Annotated in this window: 22 protein-coding genes; 12 read left to right on the forward strand and 10 right to left on the reverse strand. The window is 69.4% G+C overall.

Features of this window, described 5'->3' with window-relative positions; translation table 11 throughout:
- Positions 1 to 35: 35 nt before the first annotated feature.
- Positions 36 to 758 carry a hypothetical protein gene (locus tag RAMLITH_RS14145; protein WP_168108055.1) on the reverse strand — a complete coding sequence of 241 codons (723 nt, stop codon included), beginning with the start codon at positions 756 to 758 and terminating at the stop codon, positions 36 to 38.
- Positions 759 to 1,073: 315 nt separating this feature from the next.
- Between RAMLITH_RS14145 and RAMLITH_RS14150 the strand changes: the two genes are divergently transcribed.
- The 3 genes from RAMLITH_RS14150 to RAMLITH_RS14160 all read left to right on the forward strand — a co-directional run bounded on the left by RAMLITH_RS14150 (position 1,074) and on the right by RAMLITH_RS14160 (position 6,005).
- On the forward strand, positions 1,074 to 2,732 hold the full coding sequence (locus RAMLITH_RS14150; RefSeq protein ID WP_168108056.1) for a Re/Si-specific NAD(P)(+) transhydrogenase subunit alpha: 1,659 nt from the start codon (positions 1,074 to 1,076) through the stop codon (positions 2,730 to 2,732).
- Positions 2,733 to 2,747: 15 nt separating this feature from the next.
- Positions 2,748 to 4,160: a Re/Si-specific NAD(P)(+) transhydrogenase subunit beta gene (gene pntB / locus RAMLITH_RS14155; RefSeq protein WP_168108150.1), complete on the forward strand. Its 1,413-nt coding sequence runs from the start codon at positions 2,748 to 2,750 to the stop codon at positions 4,158 to 4,160.
- A 156-nt stretch (positions 4,161 to 4,316) separates the two neighbouring features.
- Positions 4,317 to 6,005 carry a long-chain-fatty-acid--CoA ligase gene (locus RAMLITH_RS14160; RefSeq protein WP_168108057.1) on the forward strand — a complete coding sequence of 563 codons (1,689 nt, stop codon included), beginning with the start codon at positions 4,317 to 4,319 and terminating at the stop codon, positions 6,003 to 6,005.
- 22 nt (positions 6,006 to 6,027) lie between these two features.
- Here the strand turns inward: RAMLITH_RS14160 and mtnA are convergent, their stop codons facing one another.
- The 8 genes from mtnA to RAMLITH_RS14200 form a co-directional block, all read right to left on the reverse strand.
- Entirely contained in the window at positions 6,028 to 7,086 is a 1,059-nt protein-coding gene (gene mtnA / locus RAMLITH_RS14165) for an S-methyl-5-thioribose-1-phosphate isomerase (protein WP_168108058.1), read from the reverse strand.
- Positions 7,083 to 7,715 (reverse strand): class II aldolase/adducin family protein, encoded by a 633-nt coding sequence (locus RAMLITH_RS14170; protein ID WP_168108151.1) that lies wholly within the window; start codon positions 7,713 to 7,715, stop codon positions 7,083 to 7,085. The genes mtnA and RAMLITH_RS14170 overlap by 4 nt, the downstream gene beginning before the upstream one ends.
- A 45-nt stretch (positions 7,716 to 7,760) precedes the next feature.
- Positions 7,761 to 8,651, reverse strand: a complete 891-nt coding sequence (locus RAMLITH_RS14175; protein ID WP_168108059.1) for an S-methyl-5'-thioadenosine phosphorylase — start codon at positions 8,649 to 8,651, stop codon at positions 7,761 to 7,763.
- A 209-nt stretch (positions 8,652 to 8,860) separates the two neighbouring features.
- Positions 8,861 to 9,565 carry a hypothetical protein gene (locus RAMLITH_RS14180; RefSeq protein WP_168108060.1) on the reverse strand — a complete coding sequence of 235 codons (705 nt, stop codon included), beginning with the start codon at positions 9,563 to 9,565 and terminating at the stop codon, positions 8,861 to 8,863.
- A gap of 98 nt (positions 9,566 to 9,663) precedes the next feature.
- Positions 9,664 to 10,650 carry a magnesium/cobalt transporter CorA gene (gene corA, locus RAMLITH_RS14185; RefSeq protein ID WP_168108061.1) on the reverse strand — a complete coding sequence of 329 codons (987 nt, stop codon included), beginning with the start codon at positions 10,648 to 10,650 and terminating at the stop codon, positions 9,664 to 9,666.
- Positions 10,651 to 10,660: 10 nt separating this feature from the next.
- Positions 10,661 to 11,869, reverse strand: a complete 1,209-nt coding sequence (locus tag RAMLITH_RS14190; protein ID WP_168108062.1) for a patatin-like phospholipase family protein — start codon at positions 11,867 to 11,869, stop codon at positions 10,661 to 10,663.
- Between the two features lie 74 nt (positions 11,870 to 11,943).
- Positions 11,944 to 12,471: a DUF421 domain-containing protein gene (locus tag RAMLITH_RS14195; RefSeq protein ID WP_337786153.1), complete on the reverse strand. Its 528-nt coding sequence runs from the start codon at positions 12,469 to 12,471 to the stop codon at positions 11,944 to 11,946.
- Positions 12,464 to 13,087 (reverse strand): cysteine hydrolase family protein, encoded by a 624-nt coding sequence (locus RAMLITH_RS14200; RefSeq protein ID WP_168108063.1) that lies wholly within the window; start codon positions 13,085 to 13,087, stop codon positions 12,464 to 12,466. The genes RAMLITH_RS14195 and RAMLITH_RS14200 overlap by 8 nt, the downstream gene beginning before the upstream one ends.
- 179 nt (positions 13,088 to 13,266) lie before the next feature.
- Here RAMLITH_RS14200 and RAMLITH_RS14205 point away from each other — a divergent pair, with 179 nt between their 5' ends.
- The 5 genes from RAMLITH_RS14205 to hprK all read left to right on the forward strand — a co-directional run bounded on the left by RAMLITH_RS14205 (position 13,267) and on the right by hprK (position 15,822).
- Positions 13,267 to 13,458: a hypothetical protein gene (locus RAMLITH_RS14205; RefSeq protein ID WP_168108064.1), complete on the forward strand. Its 192-nt coding sequence runs from the start codon at positions 13,267 to 13,269 to the stop codon at positions 13,456 to 13,458.
- A gap of 18 nt (positions 13,459 to 13,476) precedes the next feature.
- On the forward strand, positions 13,477 to 13,647 hold the full coding sequence (locus RAMLITH_RS14210; protein ID WP_168108065.1) for a hypothetical protein: 171 nt from the start codon (positions 13,477 to 13,479) through the stop codon (positions 13,645 to 13,647).
- A gap of 296 nt (positions 13,648 to 13,943) precedes the next feature.
- Positions 13,944 to 14,273: a ribosome hibernation-promoting factor, HPF/YfiA family gene (gene hpf, locus RAMLITH_RS14215; RefSeq protein WP_168108066.1), complete on the forward strand. Its 330-nt coding sequence runs from the start codon at positions 13,944 to 13,946 to the stop codon at positions 14,271 to 14,273.
- 131 nt (positions 14,274 to 14,404) lie between these two features.
- Entirely contained in the window at positions 14,405 to 14,875 is a 471-nt protein-coding gene (locus tag RAMLITH_RS14220) for a PTS sugar transporter subunit IIA (protein WP_168108067.1), read from the forward strand.
- The gene (hprK, locus tag RAMLITH_RS14225; RefSeq protein WP_168108068.1) at positions 14,872 to 15,822 is read left to right on the forward strand and encodes an HPr(Ser) kinase/phosphatase; all 951 of its coding nucleotides are present in this window, start codon (positions 14,872 to 14,874) and stop codon (positions 15,820 to 15,822) included. Before RAMLITH_RS14220 ends, hprK begins: the two co-directional genes overlap by 4 nt.
- A gap of 36 nt (positions 15,823 to 15,858) precedes the next feature.
- Here hprK and fur read toward each other — a convergent pair whose 3' ends face one another.
- On the reverse strand, positions 15,859 to 16,338 hold the full coding sequence (gene fur, locus RAMLITH_RS14230; RefSeq protein ID WP_168108069.1) for a ferric iron uptake transcriptional regulator: 480 nt from the start codon (positions 16,336 to 16,338) through the stop codon (positions 15,859 to 15,861).
- Positions 16,339 to 16,409: 71 nt separating this feature from the next.
- Between fur and RAMLITH_RS14235 the strand changes: the two genes are divergently transcribed.
- From RAMLITH_RS14235 to RAMLITH_RS14250, 4 genes are read left to right on the forward strand one after another with little or no spacing between them, the layout of a single operon-like run.
- Complete coding sequence (locus tag RAMLITH_RS14235; protein WP_168108070.1) at positions 16,410 to 16,961, forward strand: outer membrane protein assembly factor BamE; 552 nt, start codon at positions 16,410 to 16,412, stop codon at positions 16,959 to 16,961.
- Positions 16,962 to 16,969: 8 nt separating this feature from the next.
- A complete protein-coding gene (gene dapB / locus RAMLITH_RS14240) occupies positions 16,970 to 17,788 on the forward strand; it encodes a 4-hydroxy-tetrahydrodipicolinate reductase (RefSeq protein WP_168108071.1) in 819 nt (272 codons plus the stop codon).
- 35 nt (positions 17,789 to 17,823) lie between these two features.
- A complete protein-coding gene (locus RAMLITH_RS14245) occupies positions 17,824 to 18,495 on the forward strand; it encodes a MotA/TolQ/ExbB proton channel family protein (RefSeq protein WP_168108072.1) in 672 nt (223 codons plus the stop codon).
- Positions 18,492 to 18,926, forward strand: coding sequence for an ExbD/TolR family protein (locus RAMLITH_RS14250; protein WP_168108073.1), 435 nt, complete (start codon positions 18,492 to 18,494; stop codon positions 18,924 to 18,926). Before RAMLITH_RS14245 ends, RAMLITH_RS14250 begins: the two co-directional genes overlap by 4 nt.
- The last annotated feature ends 51 nt before the right edge of the window (positions 18,927 to 18,977 follow it).

Here is an 18,977-nt window from a genome sequence, read left to right on the forward strand (position 1 = left end):
CGCGCGACGGGGCCTCGATGGCCTGCGCGGTCGCGTCAGGACTCGTATTCGGGCGAGCCCTGGACCCAGATGAAGGACTGCAGGTCGATCATGTCGCGCGGCTGGAAGCCGGGCTTGCGCTCGAGGTCGCGCCGGACGATCGCCGCGAACGTGAGCAGCGAGCGGTACACCGGCCAGCAGGGCTCGCAGGCGTACTCGAGGTCGAAGCCGTAATGGCGCGCGGCCCGGCGGGTGACCATCGGCTTGAGGAAGAGGTGGCGGTCGGGCCTGGCGAGGAAGCCGAAGACCGTGACGATCGGCCAGGTGAGCACGCGCGCCCGCGGCCGCGGCAGGTCGGCGACCGCCTGCACCCAGTCATCGAACTTGCGCTGCTGCGTCCCGCGGCCCCAGAGGAATGCGTACAGCTCGGTCGCGAACAGCCGGGCCCCGGCGGGCGTGCGCAGCGCGTCGCGCAAGGCCATCTTCTCGAACGAGAAGAGCAGGTTGGTGCGGGCCTCGACGCGCACGGCGATGTCGGCGATGCGGCGGAACTCGCCGCGCGCGAGCAGCTTGCGGAACTCGATCGGGCCGAGCTCGGCCTGCCATTCGAGGTGCGCCCGTTCCTTGTGGGCGCGCTCGGCCACAAGATAGGTCTCGTCGGCGAAGCCTTCGGGATAGAACAGTTCGAAATTGCGGCGGCAGCGGTGCGCGCCAAGGTAGTTCACGTTGCTGGCGCGGGCGCCGGTGACGGGGGAGGAGAGGGATGCGAGGCGTGCCATGGCGGTCAGTTTTTGGCCTCGCCCAACCTCAGCAGCGTCGGACGACGGCTCGCCTCAGTGTAGGAGCGCTGCCGGGGCGGACCAAGCCGACCGTGAAACTTTCACACCCTGCGGCGGCTCTTCCGCTCCGCGGCGGATTCCACATTCCGGGAAGCTGATTCACGCGGACATGCGGTGCATCAAATGCCCGTATTTTTGTTCGGGGTACTGTTGCGCTCCAGGACGGCCAGAGGGGCGCGTTCATCGATCGAAACAGGGCTTCATGTAAGCTCGAGTCGACACAACCGTTTGATTTTTCATCGAGGAGAGACCTCCATGCTGATAGGCGATGCCGCCGTGACCACGGCGGGTGCAACGAATGCTGCCGCCACACCCGGGCTGGCCAAGAAGGCTCTGCTGATCGGGGTTCCGCGGGAAACGCTGGCCGGCGAAAAGCGCGTCGCGACGGTCCCCGAGGTGGTGGAAAAGCTGATCAAGCTGGGCTTCTCGGTGGCCGTGGAAAGCGGCGCCGGCGACGCGGCCAACTTCAGCGACGACAGTTATCGCGCGGCCGGTGCGCAAGTCATCGAAGGGGCGGCCAGGCTGTACGAGGCCGCCGACATGGTGTTCAAGATCGGCGTGCCGACGCCCGAGGAAGTCGGCCTGATGCATGCCGGGCAGACCCTGATCAGCTTCATCTGGCCGGCGCAGAACCCGGACCTGATGAAGCAGCTGGCCGACCGGAAGGTCACGGTGCTGGCCATCGACTCGCTGCCGCGCACGCTGTCGCGCGCCCAGAAGATGGATGCCCTCACTTCGCAGGCCGGCGTCGCCGGCTATCGCGCCGTGATCGAGGCCGCCAACGCGTTCGGCCGCTTCTTCGCCGGCCAGATCACCGCCGCGGGGAAGGTGCCGCCGGCCAAGGTGTTCATCGCCGGCGCCGGCGTCGCCGGCCTGGCCGCGATCGGCACGGCCGTCGGGCTGGGCGCCATCGTGCGCGCCAACGATACCCGCGCCGAAGTGGCCGACCAGGTGGTGTCGATGGGCGGCGAGTTCGTCAAGGTCGATTACGAGGAAGAGGGTTCCGGCGGCGGCGGCTACGCCAAGGTCATGAGCGAAGGCTTCCAGCAGGCCCAGCGCGAGATGTACGCCAAGCAGGCGCGCGAGGTGGACATCATCATCACCACAGCGCTGATCCCAGGCAAGCCGGCGCCCCGGCTGATCACGGCGGACATGGTCAAGACCATGAAGCCGGGTAGCGTGATCGTCGACATGGCAGCCGAGCGCGGCGGCAACTGCGAGCTGACCGAGCCCGGCAAGGCGGTGGTCAAGCACGGCGTGACCATCGTCGGCTACACCGACCTCGCTTCGCGGCTGGCCAAGCAGTCGTCGACGCTGTACGCCACCAACCTGTTCCGCCTCACCGAGGAACTGTGCAAGACCAAGGACGGCGTGATCGACGTCAACATGGAGGACGAGGCGATCCGCGGGCTGACCGTCATCAAGGAAGGCAGCATCACCTGGCCGCCGCCGCCGCCCAAGGTGACCGCCGCGCCGCCGGCCGCGAAGCCGGCCGCGGCCAAGCCGGAGGCCAAGAAAGGCCACGGCCATGGCGCCGCCAGCGAGCCGATGAGCGGCACGAAGCTGGCGATCATGTTCGGCGTCGCGGCCGCGCTGTTCTGGTTCGTGGGCGCCAACGCGCCTGCGGCCTTCCTCGCGCACTTCACCGTGTTCGTGCTGGCCTGCTTCGTCGGCTACATGGTGGTCTGGAACGTGACCCCGGCGCTGCACACCCCGCTGATGAGCGTGACCAACGCGATCTCCAGCATCATCGCCATCGGCGCGCTGGTGCAGATCGCTCCCCCGCTGGCGGGCGGCGCCGCTCCGGACAGCTGGATCCGCTGGCTGGCGGTCGGCGGCATCGTGCTCACGGCCGTCAACATGTTCGGCGGTTTCGCCGTCACCCAGCGCATGCTCGCCATGTTCCGCAAGTAGGAGAGAGAAGTCATGATGTCCGGAACCCTCTCGACCGCCTCCTACATCGGGGCGACCATCCTCTTCATCCTGAGCCTCGGCGGGCTGTCCAATCCCGAGACCTCGCGCCGCGGGAATCTCTACGGCATGATCGGCATGACCATCGCCGTGCTGGCCACCGTGTTCGGCCCGCGCGTGACGGCGGCCGGCATTCCCTGGATCGTGGCGGCCATGGTCGTCGGCGGCGCCATCGGCCTGTATGCGGCCAAGGTCGTCAAGATGACCCAGATGCCGGAGCTGGTCGCGCTGATGCACAGCCTGGTCGGCCTGGCAGCCTGCCTGGTCGGCTTTGCCTCGTACATCGACACGTCGACCCCGCTCCAGGGCGCCGAGAAGACCATCCACGAGGTGGAGATCTACATCGGCATCCTGATCGGCGCGGTGACCTTCTCCGGTTCGCTGATCGCGTTCGGCAAGCTCAACGGCAAGATCGGCGGCTCGCCGCTGCTGCTGCCCGCGCGCCACTGGATCAACCTGGTGGGCCTGCTGGTCGTGATCTGGTACGGCCGTGAGTTCATCAACGCACCCACGATCCAGGCCGGCATGACGCCGCTGATCATCATGACGGTGATCTCGCTGCTGTTCGGCATCCACATGGTGATGGCGATCGGCGGGGCCGACATGCCGGTGGTGGTCTCGATGCTCAACAGCTACTCCGGGTGGGCGGCGGCGGCGACCGGCTTCATGCTGTCCAACGACCTGCTGATCGTGGTCGGCGCGCTGGTCGGCTCCTCCGGCGCGATCCTGTCGTACATCATGTGCCGCGCGATGAACCGCAACTTCATCAGCGTCATCGCCGGCGGCTTCGGCACCGGCGGCGGCACGCCGGCAGCAGCGGGCGCCGGCGCGCAACCGGCCGGCGAGGTCGTGCCGGTCAGCGCCCAGGAAACGGCGGAACTGCTGAAGGAAGCCAAGAGCGTGATCATCGTCCCCGGCTACGGCATGGCCGTCGCCCAGGCGCAGCACACGGTCTACGAGATCACGAAGCACCTGCGCGAGAAGGGCGTCAACATCCGCTTCGGCATCCACCCGGTCGCCGGCCGCATGCCGGGCCACATGAACGTGCTGCTGGCCGAAGCCAAGGTGCCGTACGACATCGTGCTGGAGATGGACGAACTGAACGACGATTTCCCGCAGACCGACGTCGCCATCGTGTGCGGCGCCAACGACATCGTGAACCCGGCGGCGCAGGACGACCCGGCCAGCCCGATCGCCGGCATGCCGGTGCTGGAAGTCTGGAAGGCCAAGACCTCGATCGTCATGAAGCGCTCCATGGCCTCCGGCTACGCCGGCGTCGACAATCCGCTGTTCTACAAGGAGAACAACCGGATGCTGTTCGGCGACGCCAAGAAGATGCTCGACGAGGTGCTGACCGCGCTGAGGGCCTGACCTCGAGGGCGGCAAGCCCGCGCGCTCCGTCGAAGCGGCCCCTAGCGGCCGCTTCTGCTTTCCGGGCGGAGCGCGGCCGGTGGACAATACGGCGTCCGGCCCGGTGGCCGGGACAACAACAATGGCCAGGCCGACCTGGCCGAGGAGCAGCAAGCAATGAGTGCAGCAACCACCGACCGGCCCTGGCTCGGCGCCTACCCCGCCGGCGTTCCCGCCGACATCGACACCTCCCAGTACACCTCCCTGGTGCAATTGATGGAGGACAGCTTCCGCCAGTACGCGGACCGCACGGCCTACAGCTTCATGGGCCGGGACGTGAGCTTCGCCGAGACCGACCGCCTCAGCCGGGCATTCGCCGCCTACCTGCAGGGGCTGGGACTCGCGAAAGGCGATCGGGTCGCGATCATGATGCCCAACGTGCCGCAGTATCCGGTCGCGGTCGCCGCCATCCTGCGGGCGGGGCTGGTGATCGTCAACGTCAATCCGCTGTACACGGCGCGCGAGCTGGAACACCAGCTCAAGGACTCCGGCGCCAAGGCCATCGTGATCATCGAGAACTTCGCGCACACGCTGCAGCAGTGCATGGCCAAGACCCAGGTGCAGCACGTGGTGCTGGCGGCGATGGGCGACCAGCTCGGCGGTTTGAAGGGCGCGCTGGTCAACTACGTCGTGCGCAAGGTCAAGAAGATGGTGCCGGCGTTCGACCTGCCGCAGGCCGTGCGTTTCAACCAGGCGATCGCGCAGGGCGCGAAGGCGGCGTTCCGCAAGCCGGAGATCAAGGCCGACGACATCGCGGTGCTGCAGTACACGGGCGGCACCACCGGCGTGTCCAAGGGCGCCGTGCTGCTGCATCGCAACATCATCGCCAACCTGCTGCAGTCGCAGGCGTGGAACCAGCCGGTCATGGACAAGGTGCCGGCCGGCGAGCAGCCCACGGCGATCTGCGCGCTGCCGCTGTACCACATCTTCGCCTTCACGGTGGGGATGATGCTGAACATGCGCACCGGCGGGAAGCTGATCCTGATCCCGAACCCGCGCGATCTCGCCGGCACGCTCAAGGAGCTGGCCAAGCACAAGTTCCACAGCTTTCCGGCCGTCAACACGCTATTCAACGGGCTGGCCCACCATCCCGATTTCGGCAAGGTCGACTGGAAGAACCTCAAGGTGTCCGTCGGCGGCGGCATGGCGGTGCAAGGCGCCGTCGCGAAGCTGTGGCTGGAGAAGACCGGCTGCCCGATCTGCGAAGGCTACGGCCTGTCCGAGACCTCGCCCTCGGCCAGCTGCAATCCGACCACCAGCACCGAGTTCACCGGGACCATCGGCGTGCCGCTGCCCTCCACCTGGATGAAGTGCATCGACGACGCAGGCAACGAGGTGCCGGCCGGCCAGCCGGGCGAGATCGCGATCAAGGGCCCGCAGGTGATGGCCGGCTACTGGCAGCGGCCCGACGACACGGCCAAGGTCATGACGGCGGACGGCTATTTCAAGAGCGGCGACATCGGCACCATGGACGAGCGCGGCTACTTCAAGATCGTCGACCGCAAGAAGGACATGGTGCTGGTGTCCGGCTTCAACGTGTACCCGAACGAGGTGGAGGAGGTGGTCGCCATGCTCGACGGCGTGCTCGAATGCGCCGTGGTCGGCGTGCCCGACGAGAAGACGGGCGAGGCGGTGAAGCTCGTCATCGTCAGGAAGGATCCGGCGCTGACGGAGGACAAGGTGCGCGAGTACTGCAAGGCCAACCTCACCGGCTACAAGCAGCCCAAGGTGGTCGAGTTCCGGACCGACCTGCCGAAGACGCCGGTGGGCAAGATCCTGCGGCGCGAACTGCGGGACGCGAAGTAGCGCGGGGACCCGCCCGGGGCTTTCAGCCCCTGGCCAGCGCCTCGAGCCGTTCGCGGTCCGGCCGGTGGACCACGCCGCGCTCGGTGACGAGCGCCGTCACCAGCTCGGCCGGCGTCACATCGAAGGACGGATTGCGCACCGCCACCCCCGCCGCCGCCCACTGGTCGTCACGAAAACCAGTGACTTCCCGCGCCGGGCGCTCCTCGATCGGAATCGCGGCGCCGTCGGCCACCTGCATGTCGATCGTCGACATCGGGCAGGCGACGTAGAACGGAATCCCGTGGCGCCTGGCCAGCACGGCCACCATGTAGGTACCGATCTTGTTGGCCACGTCGCCGTTGGCGGCGACCCGGTCGGTGCCGACGACCACGGCGTCGACCTCGCCGCGGCTCATCATGAAGCCGGCCATGTTGTCGGTGATCAGCGTGACCGGAATGCCTTCCTGCACCATCTCCCACGCGGTGAGCCGCGCTCCCTGGAGGAAGGGCCGGGTCTCGTCGGCGATCACCGAGATGCGCTTGCCGGCCTCGACGGCCGACCGGATCACGCCCAGCGCCGTGCCGTGGCCGGCGGTGGCCAGCGCGCCGGCGTTGCAGTGCGTGAGCACGCGCGCGCCGTCGGCCAGCAGCGCGGCCCCGTGCTCGCCCAGGGCGCGGTTGGTCCGGATGTCCTCCGCGAAGATCTCATGGGCCTGCGCCAGCAGCGCGTCGGCCTGGGCCGAGGCCGGGTAGGCGGCGAGCGACTCCCACTGCAACCGCATGCGCCTGAGGGCCCAGAACAGGTTGACCGCCGTGGGCCGGCTCGCCGCCAGCACCTCGAAGCCGCGTTGCATAGCCCGCGAGAATTCGGTGCCCGGGGCATGCCGGTGCCGCAGCGCTTCCAGTGCCACGCCATAGGCGGCGGCGCAGCCGATCGCCGGCGCGCCGCGAACCACCATGTCGCGGATGCCGGTCGCCACCGACTCGGCGCTGTCGTAGCTCAGGTAGCGCAACTGCGCCGGCAGCACGCGCTGGTCGATCATCTCCAGTCGGCCGGCGCTCCAGCGCAGGGTTTCGACTCGGGTTGCTGAAGGTGGCGTCATGGCTGGCGCGGCTCCGGTTCGGCCTGGCGGCCATAGGTCTTGAACTTCTCCATCACCTCGGCCATCTGCTCCGGGGAGAGATGGCGCGGCTCGCCGATCTGTCGGGCGCGCCAGTACTGCTCGCACAGGCTCTCCACCTCGACGCACAGCGCCAGTGCCTGCTCCAGGCCCGCGCCGGCGGCGATCATCCCGTGGTTGCCCAGCAGGCAGGCGCGGCGGTCCTGCAGCGCCGCCAGCGCGTGGTCGGACAGCTCCTGGGTGCCGAACAGCGCGTAAGGCGCGCAGCGGATCGTGTCCCCGCCGGCCGCGGCAATCATGTAATGGAACGGCGGCACGTCCAGCCCGAGGCAGGCCAGCGTGGTCGCGAACGGTGAATGGACGTGCACCACCGCGTGCAGTTCGGGCCTGGCCCGCAGGATGTCGCGGTGGAAACGCCATTCGCTGGAGGGGCGGCCGGTGCCGATCACGTCGCCGCTCGCGGCCAGCCGCACGATCGCCTGCGCCGTCAGCTCGCGCGCCGGGACGCCCGAGGGCGTCACCAGCAGGCCGTCGTCGCAGCGCGCGCCCACGTTGCCCGAGGTGCCGCGGTTCAACCCGCGCGCGTCCAGTTCGCGCGCGGCTTCCACCATGGCGCGCCGCAGCGCGGCTTCGTCGCTCACGTCAGCCGCCCGGCGTCATCGCCGCAGCACGCGACCGGCCACGGCATCCAGCCGCGCCAGCACGGCGGGGTCGCGCACCTCGGGCGCCGTGATCAGGGCGTGGTCCAGCGCGTGGCGGCAGCCGCAGGCGGGCGCCGCGCCGTCGGCGCCGATGCGCGCCGCCGCGTCGTGCAGCAGCGAACGGGCCTTGTCGGCGTTCGCCAGCAGCACGTGGATGATCTGCTGCACCGTCACCGCGTCGTGGCCCGGATGCCAGCAGTCGAAGTCCGTCACCATCGCCACCGTGGCGTAGCAGATCTCGGCCTCGCGGGCCAGCTTGGCCTCGGGCATGTTGGTCATGCCGATCACGTCGCAGCCCCAGGACCGGTACAACTCGGATTCGGCCTTGGTCGAGAACTGCGGGCCCTCCATGACCAGGTAGGTGCCGCCGCGCACCGTCCTGATGCCGGCGGCCGAGGCGGACGCTTCGAGATGGTCGCCCAGCCGCCTGCACACCGGATGCGCGAGCGACACGTGCGCCACCATCCCGGTGCCGAAGAAGCTCTTGTGGCGCGCGATGGTGCGGTCGATGAACTGGTCGACCAGCACGAAGGTGCCGGGCGGCAGTTCCTCCTTCAGCGACCCCACGGCGCTGACCGAGACCAGGTCGGTGACGCCGCTGCGCTTGAGCGCGTCGATGTTGGCGCGGAAGTTGATCTCGTGGGGCGCGATCCGGTGCCCGCGCCCATGCCGTGGCAGAAACACCATGCGCTGGCCGTCGAGGTCGCCGAACAGCAGTTCGTCCGAGGGCTCGCCGAACGGCGAGTCGACCTTGACCCAGCGCTTGTTGGCCAGGCCCGCGATGTCGTAGACACCGCTGCCGCCCAGGACCCCGATGACCGGGGTTGCTGCGGGGGCGGCGCTCATGGCCGCGACCCGGCCCGGGCCGGGAACTGCGGCGGCAGCGCGGCGCGCCCGGTCATGGCGAGGAAGTGCGGCAGGCAGCGGCGTGGCGGCGACAGGTGAGTCATGGGCGTGCTGGGCGTCTCTTGCGGATCCAGGACAGCAGGTGCGGCGGCGATGCCGCCCGCATGGTGCGTCGGTGGGGCGATTCTAGGGCCGCGCCGCGCCTGGCCTCATCGCGGGAATTCCCATGTCGCGCCCAGCGTCCAGTCGGACGCGCCGGGGCCGCTCAGGCGCTGCGCCCGGCTCAGGTCGATGCTCCAGCCCTCGCGGAAAGTCCACCGGGCACCGGCCCGCAGGAAATGCGTCTGCTCGGCCCGGAATCGTTCCAGGACCAGCGTCCAGTCCGGCTGCGGCGTCCACTCGACGGACGCGCCATGGCGCGCCTGGTCGCCGGCCCGGTGCAGGAAGTCCCGGCCGAGGTTGAAGTGCAGGGACAGGTCGTCGCGCGGCGCCCAGGTCGCCAGCGCCAGCACGGTGCTGCCCTGGTAGCGCGGCCGCACGCGTGCCTGCCACACTGGCGCCAGCACGACGCCGAGGCTGACGCCGGTCGCCGCCTCGGTGGCCCACTTGGCTGCAAGCCCGTAACCTGTGGCGCTGCTGCCGGCTGCGCGGGCGTAGTCCGCGCCGGCCGAGAGTTCGACCGGGCCGACGCGGCAGCCGGCCCCGGCGTGCAGCAGGCGTTCGCCGCCGCCCCGCGCGATCCAGCTTTCCACCTTGCAGGCGCCTTCGTCCAGGATCGCGGCATCGTCCACCGCGTGGTGGCCACCGGCACCCCAGGCGACTGTGGCGGAGGCCAGCGCCGCCAGGGCGGCGAGCCGCCGCAGCACTTCGGTGCGGCGGGCGCAGGGTGCGGCCGTCGTCGTTTGCAAAGCCATGGTGAGCCCCGTCGTTCTTGTGCGTCCCACTATAGAGACGAGAGAACCCGCCGGCCGCGGCGCGAAGCCGGCCGTTGTCGCAGATCAAGCGATCCGGGTCAGCGCAGCCAGCCGCGCTTGCGGAAATACCACATCGGCACCAGCGCGCTCGCGACCATCAGCACCAGGGCGAACGGATAGCCCCAGGCCTGGTCCAGCTCGGGCATGTGGCGGAAGTTCATCCCGTACAGGCTCGCGACCAGCGTCGGCGGCAGCAGCGCCACGCTGGCCACCGAGAAGATCTTGATGATCTTGTTCTGGTTGATGTTGATGAAGCCGACCGTCGCGTCCATCAGGAAGTTGATCTTGTCGAACAGGAAGGCGGTGTGGTTGTCCAGCGACTCGATGTCGCGCAGGATCTGGCGCGCCTCCTCGAACTGGCCGGCGCTGAGCATGCGGCTGCGCATCATGAAGCTGACGGCCCGCCGCGTGTCCATGACGTTGCGGCGGATCCGGCCGTTCAGGTCTTCCTGGCGCGCGATCTCGCCCAGCACCTCGCCGGCCAGGGTGTCGGTCACCTCGCCCGCGAGCACCTGGCGGCTGACCTTTTCCAGCTCGTCGTAGATGCCCTCGAGCGCGTCGGCGGAATATTCCGCGTCGGCGTCGAACAGCTTCAGCAGCACTTCCCTGGCGTCCTCGATCAGCCCGGGCGCCCGCCGCGCCCGCAGCCGCAGCAGCCGGAACACCGGCACGTCCTCGTCGTGGATCGAGAACAGCACGCCCTTGCTCTTGAGGGCGTCGTTCATCAGGTTGAGGATGAAGGCGACGCGGACGGTGCGCGGCTCTTCGTCGTCGGCGATCAGGAAGTCGCTGCGGATGTGCAGCTCGCCGTTGTCTTCCTCGTAGAAGCGCGCTGACTCCTCGATGTCCTCGTCCATCGCGTCCTCGGGGATGGACAGGCCGAAGTACTGCTTGATCCAGCGCTTTTCCTCGACGCTCGGCGCCTCCAGGTCGACCCAGATCGGCTGGAACCTGGAGAGCTCCTCCAGCGACTCGATCTCCTCCTGGAAGAGCCGGCCGTTGGCGAGCGTGAAGACGTTGAGCATTGGCGCAGGATTATGCCGTGACGACCTCGAAATGAGCGAGGAGTTCGTCCTTGCGCGCGTACGCGTCCTGCGCCCCGAGCTGCATCAGCGACTGCACGAAGCGCGGCTCGAACAGCAGGTAGCTGGCCATCGCGCCGCCGCCGCGCAACGCGCCGAGCGCGCGTAGCGCACGCCGCAGCTGCACGGGCAGCTCGCCGACCGATCCCTGCGCCAGGGCGTCGAGGGATTGCGACGGCTGGATGGCGAGCACCTCCACGCTGCGATACGGCAGCACGCCGGCGACCTCGCGCGGCAGCTGGCGGAGCGTCCGGGTCACCCGCTGGGCCTGTTCGACGTCCGCCTGCAAGGTGTCGTGGAACACGCTGGCCATGGCGTGGCCGGCGATGCCGCCGAACGTCGGCTGGCGCGCCGGCCCGCCGGCATTCGCTTCGCCGAACCCGGAGCGCTGTGGTTGCCCCACCCCGACCACGAGCACGCGGTGGGCGCCCAGGTGCAGCGCCGACGACAGCGGCGAGATCTGGCGCATCGAGCCGTCGCCGAAGTATTCGCGCCGGCCGTCGACCCACAGCGGCGTCGCGGGGAACAGGAACGGAATCGCGCTGGAAGCCATCAGGTGCTCGATGGTGAGGGGCTGGAATTCGGCCCGGCGGCCGGGGCGGTTCCAGATCTCCGCGCTGCGGTCGCGCGCCGCATGGCAGAAGGTCCAGTGCACGCCCGTCGTGTAGCTGGACGCCGTCACGGCCACCGCGTCGATGGCGCCGGACTGCAGCGACTCGTCGATGCCCCCCAGCGCAATGTTCCGGTGCAGGGTGTCGACCAGCGGCATGGTGTCGAGGATGGCGCCATGCCCTTGCGCCCGGCGCCACAGTGCCAGGGCGGCGGCGACGCGGCTCATGCGCACCCAGGCCGGCAGGCGCAGGTCGTACACGTGGGGCGATCGCAGGCCGTGCCAGAACTGCGCCAGGTGGTCGAACGCGTGCAGCCCGGTCGACGCGGCGCTTGCCAGGTAGGCGGCATTGAGTGCTCCCGCCGACGTGCCCACCAGCACCTGGAACGGAAAGCGGCCCGCCGCGCCGTTCTGCAGCCGCAGCATCGAGGCCAGGGCCTGCAGCACGCCGACCTGGTAGGCCGTCCGGGCGCCGCCGCCCATCAGGACGAGCGCGTGCGTTGGCCGGCCGGGCCGGGTCAGGCCCGCGTGAATGATGGTTTCCAGGCTCATGCCCCGCGCCGGCGGCTGCCCGCGCTCTCCTCGGCCGCAATGGTAGGGGAAGAAGATGCCCGGCGGAACCGGCTTCAGCCCGGGGGGTGCTTCCGGGCCGAGGGGACGGGCGGGCTCGCGCCGTCGCGCCGGATCACGCTGATCTGGCCGTCGTTCTCCATGGTCGCGGCCTTGACCTGTTCCAGCGAGTCCAGGCCATGTTCGCGCAACTGGGACATCAACTCCTCGACGGTGATGAACTCGCGTCGCATGTTGCGGCGCAACAGCCGACCGTCGCGCACCAGCGGCAGCGGCTGCGGCTCGAGCACGCGGCGCAGGCTCGCGAACCGCCAGGTCGCGAAGTCCACCAGCCAGTTCCAGCCGGCGATCGTGGCGACCAGAAGACAGCCTTCGGTGATCGACTCGTAGCTGCCCGCCATCGCGTTCTGCGCGGCGTCCGCGATCAGCACCAGCAGCAGCACGTCGGCGATGCCGATGGAGCCGACGTCGCGCCGCAGGACGAAGCGGAACAGCAGGAACAGGAACCAGTACATCACCGTGCCGCGGACGACGAGCTCCAGCGGGTGCACGCCGATCGAGAAGAGCGCGCCGAAATCAGGCACGGGCTTCCCGGGCCGGGCGGTCACGCCGCGCCGTCGTCGATTCGGCCGTGTCGCACTTGAGCACGTCGGCCATGTAGGCGAGGCTGGCCGCCTTCGCTTGCGCAGACTCGGCGGCGGTGCAGTCGGACGGCACCCAGACCTCGTATTCACGCAGGAAGGCGTCGCCGGCTGTCAGCTGCACGCACATGTCGGTGGCCAGCCCGCAGATCACCAGTTCACGCGCCTGCATCTCGCGCAGCAGCAGCTCCAGGGGCGAGGCGTAGAAGGCGGAGTGGCGCGGCTTGAGGATGGTGAGGTCGTCCGCCTGCGGGTACAGCAGCCGCGCGATCTCGCCGGCGGGTCCCTGCATGCCCAGGCAGGTGGCGACGAGGCTGTGAAAGTCGGACTGCCACACCCCGTAGTTGTCGTTGGCGAAGATGGTGAGCACGCCCTGGCCGGCCAGCCGCTGCTTGAGCGCCGCCGTGGCCCGCGCGGCTTCCACGGCGGCCGGCGCCAGGTGCTCGCCGCCGGGGAAATCCAGGGGGTTGACGAAGTCGACCAGGAGCAGGACGCGCTCGCTTCGGGCGAGCCGAGCCGGCTTCAGGCCCGAGGGTGGCACGGGGGTTGGAGGTGGCATGCCGCCCATTTTCGGCAGGCCTCAGCAGCTGGGGGCTTCGCGAACCCTACAGAGTGCGCAGGACAAATCCTACAGCTGAGCGTCGACCTGTCCGACATACCGGTTGAGGCGCAGCCCCTAAATTTGCTCTTGTCCATTCCCGCCCCCGGACAGGGAGTGGGGCACCCAAGGAGTTTTCCATGATCCAGCTGGCGACCGCACCGAACGCAAGCGCTACGAGCTACCGGCCGGCCCCGAACGACGGCAAGGGATCGACTTTCGATGCGCCCCGGGGCCGTACGGCCCGCGCCTGGCCGTTCCCCAGCCGGTACGCAGTGCGCGCCGCGCAACCCCAGAGCCAGAAACCCGCCGCCAACGACAGCGGCAGCTGATCGCACGGAGAGAGCACCATGAACAAGGAACCCAAGTCCCCGAACCGCACCTCGGACACGCCGCGCGACAAGCCCATGAGCGAGCGCACCGAGCATGCCAATCTCGAGCGCCCTGGCGCGCAGGCTCATCCGCGCGCACGCGGCGGCTGGAACCATCCCGATCCGGCTGCGGCCTGGCTCATGCGCTGACCGGGCGCGGCAGACGACGGAAGCGGCCCCGAGGGGCCGCTTTGCTTTTGGAACACCGGTTTCGGCGCCGGCGCCTTGCGCGTCCGCGACCTTGCTCCAACTCCACATCCTACCCGGCGGCGGGCCGACCGACAAAGCGTTTCACGTGGGCCTGCAGGCCTCACGGAATTGGATTGCTTTTCGACCTGGCGGGGCGCATAGTGGGTCGACCCCAGAGACAGAGAGATACCGGTTCCGGCGCGCGGCCCCCAAGGCCGGGCAGTTCAACCAGAGAGAGCGCAACAAGGAGGCTACTCATGAACCTGACGATCAGCGGTCACCATCTCGCAGTCACCCCGGCACTGAGGAATTACGTGACCACCAAGCTTGATCGGATCACTCGTCATTTCGACCAGGTCGTCGGCATCAAGGTGCTGCTGACGGTGGAAAAGCAGAAGGAAAAGGAAAGGCGCCAACGAGCTGAATGCAAGATTCACGTCAAGGGCAACGACATGTTCGCCGAGAGTTCGCATGAAGACCTGTACGCCGCGCTGGACGAACTGGTCGACAAGCTGGACCGCCAGGTGTGGAAGCACAAGAGCCGGATGCAGGACCACCACCACGAGACCCAGAAGCGCCTGAGCTGAGCGCCGCCTCGCCAGAGCCAAGCCGCCGCTGGCGGCTTTTTTTCGCCCGTTCACGGCTGAGCCGGGCGCCGGCCATGGCCGGGGCCGGTGCACCCGGCACCCGCGGTGCATAATGGAAAACCCCCGAAACCATGAATCGCCTCGCGTCCATCCTGCCCGCCGCCCAAGTGCTCGTGAACGTCGACGCGACCAGCAAGAAGCGCGCTTTCGAGGAGGCCGGCCTGCTGTTCGAGAACCTGCACGGCCTGTCGCGGGCGCTGATCACCGACAGCCTGTTCGCGCGCGAGCGCCTCGGCTCGACGGGGCTCGGCCACGGCGTCGCCATCCCGCACGGGCGGATCAAGGGACTCAAGGCGCCGATGGCGGCGCTGTTCCGGCTGGAGCAGCCGATCGGTTTCGACGCGCCCGACGAGAAGCCGGTCAATCTCCTGATCTTCCTGCTGGTGCCGGAGGCGGCGACGCAGAAGCACCTGGAGATCCTCTCGGAGATCGCCGAGCTGCTGAGCGATGCGCCGCTGCGGGAGAAGATCAAGGCCTGCACCGACGCGGCCGAACTCCACCAGCTGATCGCCACCTGGCAGTCCGCCCAACCAGCGCCGTGAAGCCGACCGTCGTCAGCGCGGACGTTCTCTTCGAAGATCATCGCGCCCAGCTCAAGTGGGAGTGGGTGGCGGGCCTGGGCGCTTCCGAGCGCCGCTTCGACGAGGTCGCGGTGCGGGCCGCGCGATCCGGCGCCGACCTGGTCGGCTACCTCAATTACATCCACCCCTACCGGGTGCAGATCCTCGGCCACCGCGAGATCGCCTACCTGACCAACGGGACGGCGGAGGACTGCGGCCGCCGGATCGCGCGCATCGTGACCCTGGAGCCGCCGGTGCTGGTGCTCACCGACAACCAGACGGCGCCGGATGCGCTGCTGTCGATGTGCGAGCGGGCGCAGATTCCCATGTTCTCCACGCACGAGCCGTCGGCCTTCGTGATCGACGTGCTGCGTGCCTACCTGTCCAAGCATTTCGCCGAGCGCACCTCGATGCACGGCGTGTTCATGGACATCCTGGGGCTCGGGGTCATGATCACCGGCGAGTCCGGGCTGGGCAAGAGCGAGCTGGGGCTGGAGCTGATCTCGCGCGGCAATGGGCTCGTCGCCGACGATGCCGTCGATCTCTACCGTATCAACCAGACCACGATCGAGGGCCGCTGCCCCGAGCTGCTGCAGAACCTGCTGGAGGTGCGCGGCATCGGCCTGCTCGACATCCGCGGGATCTTCGGCGAGACTGCCGTGCGCCGCAAGATGCGGCTCAAGCTGATCGTGCACTTGGTGCGGCGCGAGACCATGGAGCGCGAGTACGAGCGGCTGCCGTACGAGCCGCTCACGCAGGACGTGCTGGGCGTGCCGGTGCGCAAGGTGGTGATCCAGGTGGTGGCCGGCCGCAACATCGCCGTGCTGGTGGAGGCGGCCGTGCGCAACACCATCCTGCAGCTGCGCGGCGTGGACACCTACCAGGAGTTCGTCGAGCGGCACCGCCGCGCGATGGAGCAGGACAAGTGACCGGCCGGCGCCGGCGCTGACCCGCCGTCCGCCGTTTCAGCCCTTGCCGTCGGCCGCACCGGGCGCCTCGCCGGGCTCGACCGGGTGGCCGGCGGCGCGGTGCGGGCAGGGATTCTTGGTGCAGTGGGCGTACAGGCTCAAGGCGTGGTCGGCGATCGCGAAGCCCTTGGTGCGGGCGACGTCGTGCTGCCGCTTTTCGATCTCGGCGTCGTAGAACTCCTCGACGCGGCCGCAGTCCAGGCAGACCATGTGGTCATGGTGGGTGCCTTCGTTGAGCTCGTAGACGGCCTTGCCGCTCTCGAAGTGGCTGCGGCTCAGGATGCCGGCCTGCTCGAACTGCGTCAGCACCCGGTAGACGGTGGCCAGGCCGATGTCCGAACGTTCTTCCAGCAGCACCCGGAAGACGTCTTCGGCCGTCATGTGCCGCTGCCCGCCCTTGCGGAAGACGTCGAGGATCTTCAGCCGCGGCAAGGTGGCCTTCAGGCCGGTGCTCTTGAGTTCGTCGATGTTGGACATGGCTGTGGCGCAGGGGGGCCGCGCAGGGCCTGCCGCTACAATCATTCGATCATATCGCTACGGCTTTTCCCATGTCCGCATCCATTTTCCGCGCCTGCCGCATCGGCCTCGCCCTCGTGGCCGCGGCCGCGGCCGGCGGCTGCGGCTCCCTGAACTCGATGAGCCAGCGGGTGGTTGGATCCATCGCGCCTTACAAGGTCGAGGTGGTCCAGGGCAATTTCGTGTCGCGCGAGCAGGTGTCGGCGCTGCGTCCGGGCATGAGTCGCCTGCAGGTGCGCGACGTCCTCGGCACGCCGCTGGTCACCAGCGTGTTCCACGCCGACCGCTGGGACTACGTCTTCACCATCAAGCGCGACGGCGTGCAGTCCCAGGTGCGCAGGCTGGCGGTCTTCTTCAAGGGCGACGTGCTGGACCGCTTCGAGGGCGACGAGATGCCGACCGAAGCGGAGTTCGTCGCCACGCTGGACAACAAGCGCAAGGGCGCCAAGGTGCCGGTGCTGGAGGCGACCGAGGAGCAGCTCAGGAAGTTCCCGGCGGCCCAGCCGCCGGCGAAGGCGGCCAGCGCGCCGGCCGAAGCGCCGGCGTCGGCCAGTTACCCCCCGCTCGAGCCGGTCACCCGCTGAAGGCGCCCATGGCTGATCGCGAGCGCCAGCACCAGGTCGCCGTCGCCGGCGCCACCGGCCGCATGGGCCACATGCTGATCGAGGCGCTGCGCGCCTCCGACGACTGCCGGCTGGCCGGCGCCCTCGACATTCCGTCCAGTCCCGCGCTGGGCAACGACGCCGCCGCCTTCCTCGGCCACGCCAGCGGCGTGGCGGTCGTCGCCGACGTCCGTGCCGCGCTGGCGCGGGCGCAGGTGCTGATCGACTTCACCCGGCCCGAAGGGACGATGGAGCACCTGCGGGCCTGCCGCGAGCTGGGCGTCAAGCTGGTGATCGGCACCACCGGGTTCACCGAGGGGCAGAAGGAGCAGATCGCCGACGCCGCGCGCGACATCGCGATCGTCATGGCGCCCAACATGAGCGTGGGCGTCAACGTCACGCTCAAGCTGCTGGCCATGGCGGCGCAGGCGCTGGCGACCGGCTACGACATCGAGGTGATCGAGGCCCATCACCGCCACAAGGTGGACGCGCCCTCAGGCACGGCGCTGAAGATGGGCGAGGTGATCGCGCAGGCGCTCGGCCGCGACCTGAAGGACTGCGCGGTGTACGAACGCCACGGCGTCACCGGCGAACGAGATCCGTCGTCCATCGGCTTCGCCACCATCCGCGGCGGCGACATCGTCGGCGACCACACCGTGCTGTTCGCCGGCACCGGCGAGCGCATCGAGATCACGCACAAATCGTCGAGCCGCGCGACCTACGCCCAGGGCAGCCTGCGCGCCGTGCGCTTCCTGGCGGGACGCGGCAGCGGCCTGTTCGACATGTTCGACGTCCTCGGGCTGCGCTGACGCGGCGCCGCGCCGGGCCTTCGGATCACCAGACGATGACCCTGCTGCAACTGTTCGGGCAAGGCGACGCGGTCACCCGGTTCGTGGCCGCCTTGCTGCTGGCGATGTCGGTCGCGAGCTGGGTCGTGATCTTCTGGAAGGGTTGGCTGCTGCGGCGCGCCACGCGTGACGTCGGCCGCAGCACGGCCGCCTTCTGGCAGTCGCCTTCGCTGGAGCAGGCGCGGCAGACCGTCGGCGCCTTCGACCGCGAGTCGCTCGTGCTGCCGCTGATCGCCGCGACGGCGGGCGAGCCGGCGGGCTCCCTGGCGGCGGCCGGGGACCGCGCCCAGCAGCTCACGCGCCGGCTGCGCGACGCGCTGCACCGCATCCTCGACAAGCTCCAGTTCGGGCAGGTGCTGCTGGCGACGGTGGGCGCCACGGCTCCGTTCATCGGGCTGCTCGGCACCGTCTGGGGGATCTACCACGCGCTGACGGCCATCGCCGCGGAGGGCCAGATCACCATCGAGAAGGTCGCCGGGCCGGTGGGGGAGGCGCTGATCATGACGGCCGCCGGGCTCGCGGTGGCGATCCCCGCGGTGCTCGGCTACAACGTCTATGGCCGCCTGATCGGCCGCATCGAGGCCGACCTCGAAGGCTTCGCGCGCGACCTGCGCGAACTGCTGACCCATCCGCCCGTCGCGGTGGGGGGCGTCGAGACCCCTCCATGAGCTTCGGCCGACTCGAGCGCCGCCAGGACCCGCAGCCGATGAGCGAGATCAACGTCACGCCGCTGGTGGACGTGATGCTGGTGCTGGTGGTCATCTTCATCATCACCGCCCCGCTGCTGGCCAGCTCGATCCGCCTGGACCTGCCGCGCACCGACGCCGCGACCCCCAACGAGGCGCCGGCGTTCGTCACCGTGGTGCTCGACCAGTCGGGCGGGCTGTTCCTGGACGACCGGCCGCTGCCGCCCGGCGAGCTCGCGGAGCGGCTGGCGCAGGCGGCGCGGCGCAACCCGGATACCGAGGTGCAGCTGCGCGCCGACCGGAGCATTCCCTATGGCCGCGTCGTCGAGGTGATGGGGGCCGCGCAGCAGGCGGGCCTGAATCGCATCGGCTTCGTCGCGGAGCCGTCGGGCATCGCCGCGCCCGCCCGGTGAGCCGCCCGTAGAATCGGACGAGAGGCCGGCCCATCGCGCCGGCACCCTTCC

Source organism: Ramlibacter lithotrophicus, from assembly GCF_012184415.1.
Lineage (GTDB): Bacteria > Pseudomonadota > Gammaproteobacteria > Burkholderiales > Burkholderiaceae_C > Ramlibacter > Ramlibacter lithotrophicus.